Source organism: Mesorhizobium sp. LSHC412B00, from assembly GCF_000503035.1.
Lineage (GTDB): Bacteria > Pseudomonadota > Alphaproteobacteria > Rhizobiales > Rhizobiaceae > Mesorhizobium.
Map to the genome: position 1 here is coordinate 24,375 of NZ_AYWB01000006.1, position 16,760 is coordinate 41,134.

Sequence of the window (16,760 nt, forward strand, 5' to 3'; positions counted from 1 at the left end):
TGCTTGCGCCCCGGGGGGCAGCCGAAGGCCGGGATCTAAAACGCCGCAATATTGCCTCTCAAGCGGCTCCTGCTTCGAAGGCAGTCGCCGCAATGTCGATGCAGTCGGCTCATGATGTGCCGAGTTTCGATCTCGCATGGCGATGTAACTTATGCGATCAGCCCGTACTGCCGTGCCTTGTTGCGCAAGAACGGCAGACCGTTGCCCATTACAACCGCTTCACTCTCGGCCACCGGACGCCACACGCTGAGGCCAAACGCCAGACGCGGATCCATGTTGATGAAGCTCTCCATCGCGAGCCCGCCCTTGAAGCCGATCGCGGCCAGCGTTGCGAACGTCTCATCCCAATTGCAATTGCCCTCGCCCGGGGTGCCGCGATCAGACTCGGAGAGGTGGATATATTTGAGGTAATCGCGGGCGACGATAATACCGTTGCCCATACCTTTCTCCTCTATGTTCATGTGATAGGTATCAAGGTGCACGAACATATTGTCGGCGCCGACTCTCTCGATTAGTGCCACCGCCTGAGCCGCGGTGTTGATGATGTGGTTCTCGTAGCGGTTCACGGCTTCAACACCGAGTTCGATGCCGCGAGACTTGGCTTGCGCGGCGGCGGACGTCATCACTTTTGCAATGTTATCAAGTTCGTCCTGCGTAGGTGGCACGCCAGTACGCTCGCCGATGCCGCCATAGATTACGCCGCATAGCGCCTGGGCTCCGATGTCGGCCGTCTTGTCGATAGCCACCTTGAGAAAGTCAATCGCCTCCTGTGGGTGGCGCGATGCCCACGCATATTCGGGCAACCCTAGCGAGCACACCGCCTGCATGCCATTTGCCGCCAGCAGCTTGCGGGTGTGATCGGCATCGCAAGAAAATGGATCGGCCAGCGAAATTTCAATGAAATCGAGATCGTATTTTTTCACCGCCGCTACAGTGTGCTCGGCGCCCTCTACGGACCAACCACTCGTCCACATGCTCGTATGAACGCCAAAACCCTTCATCGTGTTGTCCTCATGAAATTGAGCTGCCCGGCAGCCCACCGCAAGATCATGACGCCGATCAGCATGATGCCCCAAATGGCTGTGGCCAGGTGCTGGCTGGCGCCCAAGAGATTCAGTCCCGAAGAAAGCAACTGCAAAACGATGAGGGCTAGGAAGACCGAAACGACCTTGCCGAAGCCGCCAAACGGATTCACCCCGCCCAAGAAGCAGGCAAGCACCGTAATCAGCACATAGGACTCGCCATGGCCGACACGGACGGAATTGAATCGTGCCATCATGATAATGCCGGCCAACGCACACATGGCGCCAGACAGCGCGTAGATCAGAATGATCACGCGTCGCGTCGAGATGCCGGAATAGCGCGTCGCCTCGATGTTGGAGCCGACCATATAGTTGGAAAAGCCAAGCCTGGTTCGGGTCATCAAGACATGCCAGACGATGACTGCGCCGAGCAGTATCAGCAGCGGGACAGGAATGCCGACGATGCTGCCGTGACCCAGGGGCTGGATGAATTCGGGAAAGCCCGAAATATCGGCGCCGCGGGTCAGAAACTCGCCAAGGCCGCGCAGGAAAATCATCACCGAGAGCGAAACGAGGATGGGGTGCGCGCCGGTATAGGCTATCACCGGGCCCATGACCAAGCCGCTTGCCGTGCCAACGCCGACCGCAAGAACGGAACCGAGTAGAAAGGCATAGATGCTTGCGTCCGGTCCTCCGTTGGCCTGAAGAACCCAGGCGAGCGTGAGGCCACAGAGATTGGCCGTGAACGTCACGGCGAGATTGATGCCGCCCGAGATGATCGGCATCAACATCGCGAGCGTAAGCAGTCCAAGTTCAGGCAACTGGAAGGCCACCGATTCAAAGGTAGCTTTGGACAGGAATCGCGGCGAGAGAGATCCGAAGAATGCAATCACCAAAATCAATGCCAGCAAAAGTCCGATATTCTCGGCGCCCAACGTGCCGGCAAGACGGCGCAAGAATTCGTGCCGTAGCGCTCCAGTTTCGAGCACGCGCTGCGTCATGTACCCATCCTCTGCCGCAAGCCCGCGAGGATATGCCCGAGCGGCGCGTTGGACAGCGTGATGGCAATCAAGATGATCGCCCCGACGATCATCTTGAAAGCATAGGGAGAGATGCCGAGGAGGTTCAGCCCGTTTTGCGTCACCGACACAAGAAACACGCCAAGGATGCAACCGAGCACGGTGCCGCGCCCGCCACCCAGTCTGGCACCGCCAAGGACTACCGCTGCCAGCACGTCCAGCTCGCGCCCCACCAATGCGTTGGGCACGACTTCCTGGGAATAGTGCACCTGCACAAGTCCCGCGATCCCGGCCATCAAACCAAGCCAGCCGAAGGCAATGAAGTGCATCGCCGCGATGTTGATACCGAGGCGACGGGCGCCCTCCGGGTTGTCGCCAAAAGCGTATAGCTGCCGTCCCGTGGTGGTATACCGGATAAGCCCCCAGGTGGCGGCGACGCAGACCGCCATGATCGCAACCGGCAGTGTTAGCTCGGCCCAATTGCCATTCGCCTGTTTGAACTCGAAAAGCACAGTGCGATGCGTCCACCATGCAGGCAGATTGTAGATCGATACACCGTGCGTGAAGAACATCAGCAGGCCGAAAAAAATATTGAAGGTGGCGATGGTGACAACGATTGAAATGATCTGGAAATAGTAGATGAGGCCGGCGTTCACCGCACCCAGGGTGATCCCGACAATTGCCGCCAAGGTGAGGCCGATGAACCAATCACCACCTCCCATTTGGGCTAGAGCCAGCGCCACGACGTATTGAACCACTGACGCGGCCACAGCGAAGGAGATGTCGATGCCTCCCGCGATCAACACCACCAGCAGCCCAACCGCGAAGATCAGATTTGTCGAGCTTGTGTTGAGCAGGTTGAAGAGATTGGCAATGGTGAAGAATTTGTCGCTCGCAACCGAGAGACCTGCGCTCATGATGAGAAGAACCACAACGAGCCATGTCTCGGTGGGATGAGCCCGGAAGAGCTTGCCGCGGTTACGCATAGACGGCAGCTTCCAGGTCACCGAGCGGGATGGCGTGCGGATCGTATTCGGCGACTATCTTGCCCGCAGCCATATGAAGGATACGATCGGCGTTGAAATAGACCTCCGGCACTTCATCGGATATCAGCAGAATCGCCAGGCCTTCGGCAGCGAGCTTGGCGACAATCTCGAAGATGCCGGCCCGCGCGCCAACGTCCACCCCCACGGTTGGCGAATCAAGAATGATCAGTTTCAGGCCGACCGCCAGCCATTTGGCGATGGCCACCCTTTGCTGGTTGCCGCCCGAGAGCGTGGAAATCGCATCGGTCTGCCGCCCGACTTTTATCGCCAATTCCTCGATCCAATGATTGACGAGCGCGTCCTTCTTCTCCGAGGAGATCAGCCCTCGATCAAGGATCTTGTCGAGCACCGGGATAACGGCGTTGTCGGCGATGGACTGAGCTTGTATGAGACCAAGGGACAAGCGGTCTTCGGAGAGATATCCAATACCCGCGCGGATTGCGTCGCGGTTGGAGTTCAGATGAAGAACCGTCCCGTTGAGTGCGATGCTGCCGCCGTCTGGGCGCAGCATGCCGAAAATAGAAAGCGCGAGTTCTGTGCGACCGGCGCCGAGTAGCCCGGTCAGGCCAAGCGTTTCACCTCGCCGTATTGTCAGCGAAACGTCGTCATAGTCGCCTGCGCGGGTCAATCGATCGATCTTCAACACGACGGGTGATCCACTAAGGTTTCTCGTGCTCACGGTTTGGTCGAACGTCTTGCCGGTCATCAGTTCGGTGAGGCGTGATTGGGTCATTCCGGCGGTCGGGAACACCCCAACGACCTTACCGTCGCGCAGAACGGTGACGCGACTTGAGATCTCCAGAACTTCCGCAAGGCGATGGCTGACGAAGACGATGGCCATGCCTTCATTCGAGAGTGTTCGAACGATCGCGAGCAACCGGTCTGTTTCCGATTGAGTAAGCGACGATGTGGGCTCGTCCATGAAAATAACCTTCGCATCGCCGGCGAGCGCCCGGGCGATGGCGACGATCTGACGTTGGGCGATTGCAAAGCTACGCAGAGGCGCGTCGACATCGAGGTCGGCGCCAAGCCGCACCAACAGCCCTCGCGCCACCTCGCGAATGCGCGAATGATCGACGAGCCGAGGCATGTTGCCGAGGACAGTTCTGATCCCGATATTTTCCGCGACTGTCATTTCAGGAAACAGTGCGAGGTCCTGCCAGATGACTTCCACCCCGGCGCTGCGCGCCGCAGCCGGCGACATGATGTCGACAGACTTTCCGGCGATCGACATGTTTGCGCCGGCTAGCGGCTGACAAACGCCGGTGATTACCTTGATCAGGGTGCTCTTGCCGCTGCCGTTCTCACCGGCGATGCATTGCACTTCACCCGGGAGAACCTCGAAGGCGACATCCTGGAGGGCTCTAACGCCACCAAATGTGACGCTTATGTTGCTAAACGACAGAACCGATGGGAGGTCCTGCGTCGTAGACGCGACGAGGTTCACGGCGGGCCCTTCTGAAATGACAAGGATGGGGCGTGCCGGGATTGATTTGCCACCCCGGCACGCCAGCCATGGTCCGCCATCTAAAGCCCTAGGGCTGCAAGACCATCGACCGTTTCGACCGTGATAGGCTGCACAGCGTCCACGATGATGGTGCCGGTTTTGAAGTCAGGGTGAACGACACCCAGACCTTCGATCGTCATGCCGTCGGTGATTTCACCGCCGCCCGCCAGAAAATCAGCCATCGTTACGAATACTTTGCCCGCTTCCAGAGGATTCCACATATAGCCGCCGTCAATAATGCCGGATTTGAGCATTGCGCTGCCTTGGCTAGGCGAGAATGAACCGACAAGAACCACCTTGTCACCAAGCTTCTGCTCCTCGATCGCGCGTCCGGCGCCGATCGGTCCCTGACTGCCGAACGTCAGGAAGCCGCCGAGGTCAGGATTGGCGGCAAGCACATCCAGAGCCGTCTTTCGGCTGTCATCGGCGCTCTCGGCGACGCCATATCTGTCGCCAACCATCTGCATGTCGGGAAAGTTCTTCTTCAGGTAGGCGATTGCAGCATCGGCCCAGGCATTGTGTGCGGGCACAGTAAGAGAACCTACGTACACCACGTACTTGCCTTTGCCGCCCATTTTCTCGGCAAATAGCTTAGCATGGGCCTCACCGAAACCAACGGCCGAGACCATTTCGAAGTCCCAATCAGCGTTCACCTGGTCCGGCGATTCATGAGTTATAACCTTGATGCCCGTTTCGCGCGCCTTTTTTAGAACTGGCTCGAGAACGTTTGCATCATTCGGCACGACCCCAATTACGTTGACGCCCTGAGCTATCAGGTCTTCGATCGCGCGGACCTGAAGTGCCGGGTCGGCGCTGGTCGGCCCGACCATGAAGCCGTCGTCGCCAAGCTCTTTCGACTTTTCCTTTATTCCCGTTTCCATCGCATTGAACCAGGGAATACCGCCGATCTTCACGACGACTCCAACCTTGATGTCCTTCGCCAGTGCAGCATCCATTGTGGCGACCGAAAGAGCTGCGCCGAACGCCGCCGCGAGTATAGTTTTTGCTAACATTTAGTTCCTCCCTGATTGACGAGTTTTTGGGTTGCCTATTGCCCATGTCGGCTTTGTTTGGCCCACCCCTTTGGGCCCTACGGCATTGACGCACTCGGCGCCGCATTCCTCCCAGAACGCGCCATAAAAGACTTTGAATGCCGGCCGGTCAAGGTGCTAAATAGATTTAGCAAGGCGGTCACGCCACCAGCGTCTAAAAACATTTCTCGATTGATGTAAACGATCCGCCCTTTCGCACTCAGGCTGCACCCGTAGAAACGACATGCGATCCCCCGCGAGCCTTGGGTCGAGGCGGTGCTACCCAGATCCGAGGTGCTGATGAACGGAGTTGAACTTCTGCAACGATGTCTCGTGACAAAGAATTGCTAGTGGTCGATGCTCGATTTGGATGCCGAATCCCAATCTTCTTGGGCGCCGTCATGCTCTCCGGTTCGCCCAAAGCTGGTCGGTACGGTCACCAGCGGAAAGTGGTCTATCGAATAATTCTCCAGAAGCGAAAATCCTTCAGCAATCATCACCTCGACATTCTGTCGGACCATGGTCACATCGAAGGGCAAATGCGCCGCGAATGGATCCCAGTCGAAGCTTCCGACAACAACCCGTCCAAGCTCACTTGAGGCTAGCGTCGAAGTGAACCGCAATGTTCCTTCAAGAGCGGTCACGCCGTTGACGAACATACCTGAGGGCAGATGCCCAAGCTGAGCGTATCGTGCAGCGAGAGACCGAGCAGCGTTGGTCGGTGCGTATCCGCAGCAGTCAATCGTGCCCGGGCCCGTAACAATCCCATGCGCTGCCAGCGCATCGTGAAAACCCAGCAAACGGCTACGTGTTGCGTCATCATCGCTGACCCCGCCAAAGAAGAAGAGATCTTCGGTGGAGCCCCCTCGTTCTTTCAATTTCTGAACAATGATCTCTGTGAGCGCCTTGGCGCCCCCGTAGTTGTCAGAAACAACTGAGGGAGCCCGACGGCCTGGCAGATCGATGTTGATGCACCGGACGCCCGCTGCCCGGCACAGATCATTCAGCGGATCGGGGTCACGAACGCCTGCAAGGAAGAGAAATTCCACCTGCTGAGCCAGCAGGGTTTCCGTCACACTCAACTCGTTATCAGGATTGCGATGGGTGCTGACGACGATCGGGCACAAGCGGTGGACGCGGGATTCCGCTTCAAAGGCTTCGGCCAATCCGGCGAAGAAGCGATTGCGGTAATGTGGCAAGATCATTCCAGCGAGTCCGGATCGGGAAAGCCGCAATCCTCGTGCCTTGAGGTTGACAGCATAGCCAAGCCGCTCAGCCCAATCGAGGATGGTCGCTGCGGTTTCCGCCTTGATCCGGTGCTGTTGCCACGAGCCATTGAGGACGAGACTGACGGCGGTCGGGGACGACTTTGCCGCCACCGCGATATCATAAATCGTTGACTTGCGTCGGACAGACTTTCTCGCCATTGGTGACGCTCCCGCTGGGAGATGCAGTAGACGCTAGTGCGGGGTCAAGGCAACATCTCTAAATTGCGTCAAACGGTTTGGAGGAGCGACCCCACGGAAGGACGCGGCCTCTCGTGCCTCCGGTCCGGTCTCCCTGATTGTCTCGATCGTTGCAATGACAGCGCCAGGGAAATCGGCAGATTTGGGATTTTCCCTGAAGCTTCGTTCAGCGTCACTGGAGACACCAACCCCAGTGTTTCGGCTTTGGTCTCCCCGATGATCAATCACCTTGCAAAGGTCGACGAGAAGTTTCGATCAGTTTGGAGCCCACCGTTGGCGATGGTCGGGCGCACGCGTCACGATCGAGTCCTCCGTTTCAATAGCGGGAAGATGAAAGCTTTGGGTTTCTGAGTCTCTATCTGGCCCCAAAAGGGTGCTGCCGGATGCGCCTTCGTCTCCGGGCGTTGTTTGCGTACTTGGCCGAGGTGCCCTTGCTTGGCAAGTTCCTTCCGCGACAAGGTCTGCTCGACAGCATTTTCGTCGCTATTGCCAATGCGGAGCCCCGGAGGATCAAAACCGGTTAGCAGCATGATGCCGACGGTTCAGAGCAAGCGACTCAGATTCCCGATTTGCTCAGAGTCTCCCAGCCTGTGGCTCTCCGTGCAGCGGGCCTTGAGCGTCTGGCTCGACCTTTTTGAAAGCTCGCCTCCAATCGCTGGACGAGTTTGGCGGCAAGGCTAGTCGTCTCCATCGGTGTTATGATCGATGCCAGGGAGGCCGCCTGGACCATGGCGTGAACTCATTGCCGTATGCTGGCAGTGCAAGGCAATGAACTGACTGCACAATATGTAGGTGCATTCGTGGATCAAATTTCCAGATAGCCAAACAGCGCACGTATCTCGATTAGGTGGCAAGGAGTTGCGAAAGCTATGTTCGCAGTTTGAGAATCGTCCGATATGCCGCACAACGATGCCGGCAAGACGAGCCGAGGATGATCTGAGGCAATGTTCAGATCCAAGAAGGACGGTTACCTGTGACCCAGAAAGGAATCACACTAAAGGACGTTGCCGCAGCGGCTAAGGTGTCGCGCGCCACGGCCGCGCGGGCGCTCAACAGCTATGGTTACGTTGGCGACGAGACGGCGCTCCGCGTGCTTGAGGCAGCCGAAAGGCTGGGCTATCGGGCCAACCTCGTCGCGCAGGCGCTGCGCAGCGGACAATTGCCGATCATAGGCTTCGTGCCCGGCGATATCCAGAATCCGTTCTTCGCCCGAATCGCGCACGACATAGAGGTGGAACTGCGCAAGCACCGCCACAATCTTCTGATTGCCAGCAGCGAGGAGAATGTAGAACAGGAGAAAGAACTGCTTGAGAGCCTTCGCTCGCTCAGCATTCGCGGCTTCATCCTTGCCCCAACGTCTGCAACCGACAGCCAGCATATTGTGCAACTGGCCCGCGAAGGCGCACCGATCGTGCTCATCGACCGCGTGGTAAAGGACCTGCAATGCGACAGCGTCGTCGTCGACAACGAGGGCGGGGCACGCGAGGCAGTGGACTATCTGGTTGGCAACGGTCACCACCGGATCGGTCTTTTGCGCGACGAGTCACGCATCTTTACGGCACAGGAACGCTTGGCTGGCTACCAAAACTCGCTCCACTCGCATGGGATCGCAATCGATGAAGCGCTCATCGGCGTATCGCGCTCGACCGTCGAGCACGCCATCGAAGCCACGATCCGCCTGTTCAGCCGGCGCAATCGCCCGACCGCACTGTTCACGGTGGACAGCCTCATGACGCAAGGCGCGCTTCTTGGCCTGCGTTCAATGGGGCTCTCGATTCCGCATGATGTGTCGGTGGTTGGCTTCGATGACTTCAACCTCGCCACGTTCACCGATCCGCAGATAACGGTCGTGGCGCAACCCATCTCCGAGATCGGACCGCTCGCCGCCAGATACCTGCTGGAGCGGCTTGCCGGCAAAAAGGTTGCACCGCGCCGTACCCGATTTCAGACCCGCTTGATCGTACGCGGATCGGTTGCCCGGCGCGCTGTGCGCTAAAGAGCAAACCCCTCGATTTCGGAGAATTTCGTCTAAAGGACTTGCCATTGGCGAAATTGCGTGCCCATTATTGCTTGTGAGATCGATCTCACATTGGGAAAACGAGCTAGACGGCCCACCGACGCCTAAGGCGGGCTAGAGGCCTGTAACATGCGAAATACAAGGAAAACGTCATGCTGAACTTCGATAGGGACCGCTTCGTGAAGATCCAAAGCGGGGCCGTCGCCGTCGCAGGTGAGGTTCGCTCACTCATGCGCACACTGCTGGCAGATGGCGTCGAGCGGCTGTTTTTCATGGGCACCGGCGGCGTGCAGCTTCTAACCTTGCCCGCGATCGAGTTGGCGCAGCGCTGTTCCACCTTCCCGGTGAGCGGTGCCTATCCGGCGCAGGTCGTGATCGATCCGCCCGCCGGTCTCGACAGCAAGGCCGTGGTGGTCATCCCGTCCTTGTCGGGCACGACTAAGGAAGGCGTCGAGCTCATGGCCTTTCTGAAAAAACCCGGTGTGCGCACGATTTCGCTCACCGGCCATTCGGATACGCCAATCGCACGGGAGGCTGACCACAATTTCACGAACTTCGCCGAAGACGACACCTCGTCGGAATCCTTCTACCTGCAGACGCTGCTGATCGTCCTGGCCCTGCTGGAAGAGCGCGGCGAATATGATGATTTTGATGGCACTGTCGCCGAACTCAAACTGCTGCCGGATCTGCTTGCCGACGCCAAGGCTGCCTTTGAGGACAGGGCGGCCGAACTGGCCCAGACAATCAAGGACGATACCTATCACATCTTCACCGGCGCCGGCTCGGTGTGGCCGGAGGCACACTATTACGGCATGTGCATCCTCGAAGAGATGCAGTGGATTCGCACCCGCCCGGTGCACGCCGCCGACTTCTTCCACGGTACGCTCGAGTTGGTCGAGCCGGGCGTCAGCGTTTTCGTGTTCAAGGGCGAAGATGCCCTTCGGCCCCTGGCCGACCGGGTCGAGAACTTCGCCAGGCGCTACACGGACCGCGTTCGCACGCTGGACGCGGCCTCGGTCAAGTTGCCGGGCATCTCCGCAAAGGTCCGCGGCATGATCTCGCCGGTTCTGCTCGCCACCTTGCTCGAGCGGCTGAGCGCCCATCTCGAGGTGCTGCGCAACCACCCGCTGACCACCCGTCGCTACTACAAACGCGTGGAATATTGATCCCCTCTTACCTCTGAAGGAGCTATCCATGAAACGTTCGCTGCAAGTCGTGGCGGTCACGGTGGCCGCGGTATCATCATTGGGGTTGTCGATAAGCGGCAGTTCCGCCGCTTCGCCGGCTGTCACGGCCGACCCAAACGCCAAGGTGGAATACACCGGCACGCTTTCGGTCCTGACCAAGTTCGGGCTGCAACAGCTGTCGCCCTATTTCGTCAACCTGGCACAGGCCTATGAGAAGCTCCATCCGGATGTGAAGGTCGAACTTATCCAGGAGAGCGACGACAGCGTGAAGGGCAAGACCAAGACGCTGGTCGCTTCCAACTCGCTGCCCGATATCTATTTCTCCTGGACAGGCAGTTGGGGTGGCAATTTCGTGCGCGGCAATCGCGCCGTTGATCTCACGCCCGTCATTGCTGCCGATACCGAGTGGGGCAAGTCGCTGTCTCCAGCCGCCGTCAAGGCGTTCCAGTACAACGGCAAGTTCTATGGCATTCCGCTTTACCAGGATGCCAAGTTCATGGGCTACAACAAGCAGATCTTCGCCAAGCTCAGCCTCAAGGCACCCGCCACTTTCGAGGACTTGCTGACCAGCTGCGATGCCATCCGCAAATCCGGCGTGACACCGATCTCCTTCGGCAACAAGGAGGCTTGGCCGGCGATCCACTTTGCAGGCCAGCTGCTCGCCTACAACGTGCCGCAGGCAACGCTGGAACGCGACTTCGATCCGGCCACCGCCCAATACAGCGATCCAGGCTATGTCGCAGCACTCAAGCAGTTCAGCCAGCTTGTCGAGCGCTGCACCGATGGCGCCGGCGTCAACGGCACATCCTATGCCTCGGCTCTCCAGGCCTTCACCAACGCCCAGTCGGCCATGTACTACCAGGAAATCATCGAGTTCGATCAGGCCGCCACGCCGGAGTCGGCGTTAAAGCCCGCCGATTTCGGATTCTTCCGGCTGCCGGTGCCCGCCGGCGCCAAGGGTGACGCCAAGTCGATCGAGGGCGCGCCGGAGGGCTACATGATCAATGCGGCATCGAAGAACATCCCGCTGGCGATCGATTTCATGAAGTTCGTGACCTCGAAGGAAAATGCGCAGGTCTTGTCTGCGCCACCCTATGGCCAGCCGAGCGCCACCATCGGCGGCGCCTCGGAATCGAACATGAGCGCGGCTGTGGTCGATGGCCTCAAGGATATCAACGCCGCCTCATACCTCATGCCCTGGCTGGATACGGCCAACCCACCGCGCGTCGCCGCCGTCTGGCTGTCCAGCCTGCAGGCGCTGGCGGGCGGCTCGATGACGCCCGAGCAAGTGATGGACGAGGTGCGCAAAGCCGCATCCGCGGCCAAATAAAGCAGGCGAGCATGGCAAGGGCCTCGGACACAGTGGACAGCGGCGCCGACATCGGCGTCGCCAGGCCGCAACGGCCAAAGAGCCGGCGGGCCTGCTTCGCCAACCTGTTGTCGTTGCGATGGGCGGCGATCGCGCTCATCCTCATCGGCTGGTTCGTCTATTATCCGATCGTCGACAATTTCATCGTCAGCACCACCGACCAGGACATCTACACCGGCGAGGTCACCAATGTCGGCCTCGCCAACTACGACCGGCTGCTGCATGACCCGGTCGTGCTGCTGGCGCTGTGGAACAACTGCCTCTACGCTCTCATCTCCGTCATCTTCCAGGTCTTCGGCGCGTTCCTGCTGGCGGCCATTATCGAGGACCTGAAAAGCGAAAGCTGGCGCCGGCTGTGGCGCGCCGTCTATTTCGTGCCGTCGGCAATCTCGATCACGGTGACCGGCCTGCTGTTTTATTTCATCTACCAGCCGCAGATCGGCTTGCTGGATGCCGCGCTCAGCCGTGTTGGACTGAGCCAGCTCGTCATGCCTTGGCTCGGCAATGAGCACACCGCCATCTATGCCATCATCGCCATGAGCCAATGGCAGGGTTTTGGCTATTCGACGCTGCTGTTCGCCATCGCCATCCAGAAGATCCCGCGCGACCTCTACGATGCCGCAACGATCGACGGCGCGGGTCCTCTTCGCCGCCTGTGGAGCATCACCTTTCCGCTGACCCGGGAAATGACGGGGTTGATGATCATCGTCACCATCACGGGCGCGTTCCAGGTGTTCAACGAGGTCATGGTGATGACCGCAGGCGGGCCCAACAACAGCAGCCAGGTGCTGGGCACGTGGCTCTACCAGAAGGCCTTCATCGAGGACAATTTCGGCTATGGCGCGGCGATCGCCGCCGTCATCTTCATGTTGACCATGCTCACAGGTGCGGCACAGCTCTGGTACACCAAGCGCCGCCGGGTGCAGCTATGAGTGCGATGGTCGCAGCCGGTCGCAGCCGGCACGTCAATGTGTGGTCGGTCATCGCCAGGACGTTGCTCTATTCATTCCTGGTCTGCCTTGGTGTCGTCGTCATCTATCCGCTGATCTGGATGGCGCTGAGCGGCTTCAAGGACAATGCGCAGATCTTCGGCGATCCCTTCGCCCTGCCCACCCATTGGTCGTGGAACAATTACGTGCAAGCGTGGAACCAGGGCGTGCGTGGCTACGTGACAGTCTCGGTGCTGGTGACCGGCGCTTCGGCCATATGCACCGTGCTGATCAGCGCCTGGACGGCTTTCGGCCTGACCCGCACCAAGATGCCGGCAAAGCCGCTGGTTATCGCCATCGTTCTGGGCGGCTTGATGCTGAGCCCCACGGTGGCGATCATTCCACTGGTGAAGATGTTGCAGGCGCTCGGTCTCTACAACACCTACTGGGCGCTGATCATTCTCTACACGGCGTTCCGTGTGCCGTTCACCACCTTCCTCATCCGCGCCTACATGCTGGATCTGCCTGAAGACATCGACGAGGCGGCGACGATGGATGGCGCCAGCGAGGGTCAGATCTTCTGGCGCATCACCTTGCCGCTGTGCCGGCCGATCATCATTTCCTGCGTCATCCTGCACGTCCTGTTCGCCTGGAACGAATATCTCTTCGCCATGATCTTCACGAGCGGCTCGGATGTGCAGACGCTGCCGGTCGGACTGACGTCGATCATGGCAACCCACGGGACCAACTATGCCGTGGTGTTCGCGGCCATGACGATCTCGGCGCTGCCTATCGTGATCGTGTTCTTTGGCGCGCAACGCTACTTCATCCGTGGCTTGGCCGAAGGCATCGGCAAATAACAATTCCCGAAAGGAGCCTTCATGCCGCAGCTCGCTGCTCATCAGCTGATCGGAGCCAATTTCAGCTTCCAGCACTTCCCCTTCGATGAGGTCGCCAGGACGATCCGAGGCTTTGGCCTGCGCGAGATCGAGCTGTGGGGGATTGCCCAGCATCTGGACCTGTTCCACGCCACGGACGCACGTGTCGAATCCGTTCGCCGGGTACTCGCCGACAACGAGCTGTCGGCCTGGTGCTTTACGCCTGAGCAGGTGTTGTATCCAATCAACATTGCCTCCGGCGACGCCGCACTGCGCCAGGACAGCATCGAGCGGTTTTGGCGTGCAGCCGACATCTGCGCGGCGCTTGGCGCCCGCTATCTCTTCCTGACGCCCGGCCGGGGCTACGAGAGCGAACCCCGGCAACCGGCATGGGACCGCGCGGTCGGTTCGATCGGCGAGATCGCCCGGCGCGCCGCCGCAAACGGGGTGCGCTGCCTGCTCGAGCCGTTGCAGCGGTTCGAGAGCAACCTCGTCAATAATGCGGCAGGCCTGCGCCAAATGCTGGATGAGGTGGGCGCCGGCAATATCGATATCGTGCTCGACACTGTCGCCATGGCCACGGCCGGCGACACCGTGGCCGGCTATGTCGACCTGTTCGGCTCGCGGCTGGCGCATGTTCATCTGGTCGACGGCACGCCAGCCGGGCATCTGGTGTGGGGGGAGGGCACGCTGCCGCTCGACCACTATGTCAGCGAACTCGCGCGCCTCGGCTATGCCGGTAAGTTCACCTTCGAGCCGTTCGGCAACGGCTCCTACGCGCTCGATCCGGTAAAAGCCTGGACACGCTGCCTTGGCGCCATCGCGCCGTATATCGATCGCGCAACGGTGCCGGCATGAGGTCGAAAAAGCTTATCGCGGTCGGGGACAATTGCCTTGATGCCTATTTGACCAACAACTTGATGACGGTGGGCGGCAATGCCTTGAATGTCGCGGCGCAATGGCGGCGCAACGGCTGGTCCGCGCGCTATTTCGGCGCCGTCGGGAACGATCCCGAAGGCGACGTGGTGCTTGCCGAACTGCAAGGTGCCGGCCTATCTCCGGACGACGTCGAACGGCGTCCCGGCGATACGGCCGTCACCTTGCTGCGCGATGAATCCGGCGACCGGAAGTTCCTGCACGAATCCTTCGGTGTGGGCGAAAACTACATGCCGGCGCCCGCGCATTATGCGGTCATCGCCGCGGCCGACTGGGTGCATCTCGGCACCAACGCCAACAAGCACCTTGTTCAACGATTGGTGGCGGACCATGTGCCGTTCAGCATCGATCTATCGACCGCCCATATGGCGCTGCCGCTCGACGGTGTCCCGCTTTTGTTTGCGTCCGGACCGGACGATGTCGATGTTCCCATCGAGCCATCGCTGGGCGCGCTCAGGGCGGCCGGCGCAAGGCAGGTAGTTTTGACCTGTGGTCGACGCGGCTCCTACTTCGACGATGGCACGAATGTCGTGCATGCGCCGGCGACGCTTGTCGATGTCGTGGATACGTGTGGCGCCGGCGACAGTTTCATTGCCACTTTCCTCGCCGGCTTCCATTTCGGCGGCCTCGGCGCCCTGGAGGCATTGCACAGGGCGTCGATCGCGGCGGCGCAGACCTGCACCCATCTTGGCGGGTTTCCCCAGAGACCGCGTCCGATACCCGATTGGCTGCCAGCCAAATATGCCAGCTTCATTGTCGATGCGCAGGGAGCCCAAGCGTGAGTACAATTCGTTTGCGGCAGCCTGCGGTCGCGCTTGCATCTGACCGGTCGTTTTGGCTGCAGGACATTGCCGCCGCCCCTGCGACCGAGCCATTGCGAGGCGACGAGCGCGCCGACGTGGTGATCGTCGGTGGCGGCTATACCGGTCTGTGGACGGCGCTGCGGATCCTTGAACTTGCGCCGCAAACGCGGGTGGTGATCCTTGAAGCCGATCTGTGCGGATCGGGGGCCTCGGGGCGCAACGGCGGTCAGGTCCATTCATGGTTCGCCGAAATCGACCAGATCAGTGCGGTCGTCGGTCTCGAGGAAGCGCGCCTGCTGTGCGCCGACACGGTGGCATCGATCGCGGAGCTGAAGACGCTGCAGCAAAACGGCACCATAGACATGGACCTGAGGCTGGACGGATGGTTGTGGACAGCAAGCTCCATTGCGCAGGAAGGCGCCTGGGAGACCGCCGTGGCCTTGACGGCGGTTGTTGGAGAAAACCGTTTCAGCCCGCTGACAGCCGAGGACATTCAACGCCGCACCGGTTCATCGGCCTCCTATGTCGGCGTCGTCGAGACCACTGCCGGCACGGTCCATCCCGCCAAACTTGCCATCGGATTGCGCAAGCTGGCACTGGCACGCGGCGTCATCATCCATGAGCGCAGCCCGGTCCTCGCCATCGAACCCGGCATGACATGCACGGTGCGCACGGCGCATGGCGCGGTACGGGCTGACAAAATCGTGCTTGCCGCCAACGCCTGGCTTTCCGCGCTGCCGGAACTGCGGCGACATCTTTATGTCGTCGGCAGCGAGGTGATTGCCACTGCCGCCGTTCCCGAACTGCTCGACAGCATCGGTTGGCGCGACGGTGCCTCGATCTGCGATTCCCAGGCCCAGGTGCTCTACTACCAGCGCACCATCGGGGGCAGGGTGGTCTTCGGTCGTGGCAGCGGCAACGTCGCCTTCAGTGGAAATTTCGGCGCCAGCTTCAACCGCAGCCCGGAGCACGGTCGCGACAATATGCGAGAGCTGCATCGGGTCTACCCCTCGCTGCGCGGTGTGGCGATCGAATATGACTGGTCGGGGCCGATCGACTGCGTGCCTGAACACGTTCCTGTCTTCGACCACCTGCGCGATCATCCCAATATCTTCTACGGCATGGGATTTAACGGCACCGGCATCGCGCAGACGCCGATAGCCGGACGCATTCTGGCGAGCCTGGTGCTCGAGCGAAAGGATCGCTGGAGCGAAAGTGGTCTGGTCGGCATCGAGCGGCGCATGTCGCTGCCGCCCGAGCCTTTGCGTTATCTCGGCGCCAGGCTTGTCCGCGCCGCGGTGCGCCGCAAGAACGAGGCCGAGATCCGCAACCGAAAGGCGGGCAGGATCACCAATCTTCTGGCGGCCCTGAAGCCAGGCAGGCGCAAGAAGTAGCCGGGCATCTGGCTCATCGTCACGCTCTTCAAACCATGAGCCGGCACGTGCCGTCCCGATGACGGTGGACGCGGCATTGCGATCAGGTGCTTGCTGGGTTGATCGACGTACATTCTTAAAGCGGAGTGCGTCGACCTTGTTCTAACGTATTCATGT

At 60.0% G+C, this 16,760-nt stretch carries 14 protein-coding genes; 8 read left to right on the plus strand and 6 right to left on the minus strand.

Annotated features, from left to right (window positions below; all coding sequences use genetic code 11):
- Positions 1-149: 149 nt before the first annotated feature.
- The 6 genes from X757_RS151775 to X757_RS151750 all read right to left on the minus strand — a co-directional run bounded on the left by X757_RS151775 (position 150) and on the right by X757_RS151750 (position 7,052).
- Positions 150-1,001 (minus strand): sugar phosphate isomerase/epimerase, encoded by an 852-nt coding sequence (locus X757_RS151775; protein WP_023704358.1) that lies wholly within the window; start codon positions 999-1,001, stop codon positions 150-152.
- A complete protein-coding gene (locus X757_RS151770; RefSeq protein WP_023726210.1) occupies positions 998-2,023 on the minus strand; it encodes an ABC transporter permease in 1,026 nt (341 codons plus the stop codon). The genes X757_RS151775 and X757_RS151770 overlap by 4 nt, the downstream gene beginning before the upstream one ends.
- Complete coding sequence (locus X757_RS151765) at positions 2,020-3,027, minus strand: ABC transporter permease (RefSeq protein ID WP_023726211.1); 1,008 nt, start codon at positions 3,025-3,027, stop codon at positions 2,020-2,022. The genes X757_RS151770 and X757_RS151765 overlap by 4 nt, the downstream gene beginning before the upstream one ends.
- Positions 3,020-4,534: a sugar ABC transporter ATP-binding protein gene (locus tag X757_RS151760; RefSeq protein WP_050593934.1), complete on the minus strand. Its 1,515-nt coding sequence runs from the start codon at positions 4,532-4,534 to the stop codon at positions 3,020-3,022. Before X757_RS151760 ends, X757_RS151765 begins: the two co-directional genes overlap by 8 nt.
- A gap of 80 nt (positions 4,535-4,614) precedes the next feature.
- Complete coding sequence (locus X757_RS151755) at positions 4,615-5,607, minus strand: substrate-binding domain-containing protein (protein WP_031251276.1); 993 nt, start codon at positions 5,605-5,607, stop codon at positions 4,615-4,617.
- Positions 5,608-5,972: 365 nt separating this feature from the next.
- Positions 5,973-7,052: a substrate-binding domain-containing protein gene (locus X757_RS151750; RefSeq protein WP_023692318.1), complete on the minus strand. Its 1,080-nt coding sequence runs from the start codon at positions 7,050-7,052 to the stop codon at positions 5,973-5,975.
- 1,012 nt (positions 7,053-8,064) lie between these two features.
- On the opposite strand from X757_RS151750, the gene X757_RS151745 reads away from it, so the two are divergent.
- The 8 genes from X757_RS151745 (at position 8,065) to X757_RS151710 (ending at position 16,604) form a co-directional block, all read left to right on the plus strand.
- Positions 8,065-9,087, plus strand: a complete 1,023-nt coding sequence (locus tag X757_RS151745) for a LacI family DNA-binding transcriptional regulator (RefSeq protein ID WP_031251278.1) — start codon at positions 8,065-8,067, stop codon at positions 9,085-9,087.
- Between the two features lie 173 nt (positions 9,088-9,260).
- Positions 9,261-10,274 carry an SIS domain-containing protein gene (locus X757_RS151740; protein ID WP_023726216.1) on the plus strand — a complete coding sequence of 338 codons (1,014 nt, stop codon included), beginning with the start codon at positions 9,261-9,263 and terminating at the stop codon, positions 10,272-10,274.
- Between the two features lie 28 nt (positions 10,275-10,302).
- Entirely contained in the window at positions 10,303-11,625 is a 1,323-nt protein-coding gene (locus X757_RS151735; RefSeq protein ID WP_023686870.1) for an ABC transporter substrate-binding protein, read from the plus strand.
- Positions 11,626-11,636: 11 nt separating this feature from the next.
- Positions 11,637-12,596, plus strand: a complete 960-nt coding sequence (locus X757_RS151730; RefSeq protein ID WP_023682778.1) for a carbohydrate ABC transporter permease — start codon at positions 11,637-11,639, stop codon at positions 12,594-12,596.
- Complete coding sequence (locus X757_RS151725) at positions 12,593-13,453, plus strand: carbohydrate ABC transporter permease (RefSeq protein ID WP_023726217.1); 861 nt, start codon at positions 12,593-12,595, stop codon at positions 13,451-13,453. The genes X757_RS151730 and X757_RS151725 overlap by 4 nt, the downstream gene beginning before the upstream one ends.
- Before the next feature lie 21 nt (positions 13,454-13,474).
- Entirely contained in the window at positions 13,475-14,329 is an 855-nt protein-coding gene (locus tag X757_RS151720; protein WP_023726218.1) for a sugar phosphate isomerase/epimerase, read from the plus strand.
- Complete coding sequence (locus X757_RS151715) at positions 14,326-15,189, plus strand: PfkB family carbohydrate kinase (RefSeq protein ID WP_023695150.1); 864 nt, start codon at positions 14,326-14,328, stop codon at positions 15,187-15,189. Before X757_RS151720 ends, X757_RS151715 begins: the two co-directional genes overlap by 4 nt.
- Positions 15,186-16,604, plus strand: a complete 1,419-nt coding sequence (locus X757_RS151710) for an FAD-binding oxidoreductase (protein WP_031251281.1) — start codon at positions 15,186-15,188, stop codon at positions 16,602-16,604. The genes X757_RS151715 and X757_RS151710 overlap by 4 nt, the downstream gene beginning before the upstream one ends.
- The last annotated feature ends 156 nt before the right edge of the window (positions 16,605-16,760 follow it).

Coding starts and splice junctions, on each gene's coding strand:
- X757_RS151740 (WP_023726216.1), top strand. CDS start 9,261: ATGCTGAACTTCGATAGGGACCGCTTCGTGAAGATCCAAAGCGGGGCC.
- X757_RS151775 (WP_023704358.1), bottom strand. CDS start 1,001: ATGAAGGGTTTTGGCGTTCATACGAGCATGTGGACGAGTGGTTGGTCC.
- X757_RS151735 (WP_023686870.1), top strand. CDS start 10,303: ATGAAACGTTCGCTGCAAGTCGTGGCGGTCACGGTGGCCGCGGTATCA.
- X757_RS151765 (WP_023726211.1), bottom strand. CDS start 3,027: ATGCGTAACCGCGGCAAGCTCTTCCGGGCTCATCCCACCGAGACATGG.
- X757_RS151725 (WP_023726217.1), top strand. CDS start 12,593: ATGAGTGCGATGGTCGCAGCCGGTCGCAGCCGGCACGTCAATGTGTGG.
- X757_RS151770 (WP_023726210.1), bottom strand. CDS start 2,023: ATGACGCAGCGCGTGCTCGAAACTGGAGCGCTACGGCACGAATTCTTG.
- X757_RS151750 (WP_023692318.1), bottom strand. CDS start 7,052: ATGGCGAGAAAGTCTGTCCGACGCAAGTCAACGATTTATGATATCGCG.
- X757_RS151730 (WP_023682778.1), top strand. CDS start 11,637: ATGGCAAGGGCCTCGGACACAGTGGACAGCGGCGCCGACATCGGCGTC.
- X757_RS151720 (WP_023726218.1), top strand. CDS start 13,475: ATGCCGCAGCTCGCTGCTCATCAGCTGATCGGAGCCAATTTCAGCTTC.
- X757_RS151715 (WP_023695150.1), top strand. CDS start 14,326: ATGAGGTCGAAAAAGCTTATCGCGGTCGGGGACAATTGCCTTGATGCC.
- X757_RS151755 (WP_031251276.1), bottom strand. CDS start 5,607: ATGTTAGCAAAAACTATACTCGCGGCGGCGTTCGGCGCAGCTCTTTCG.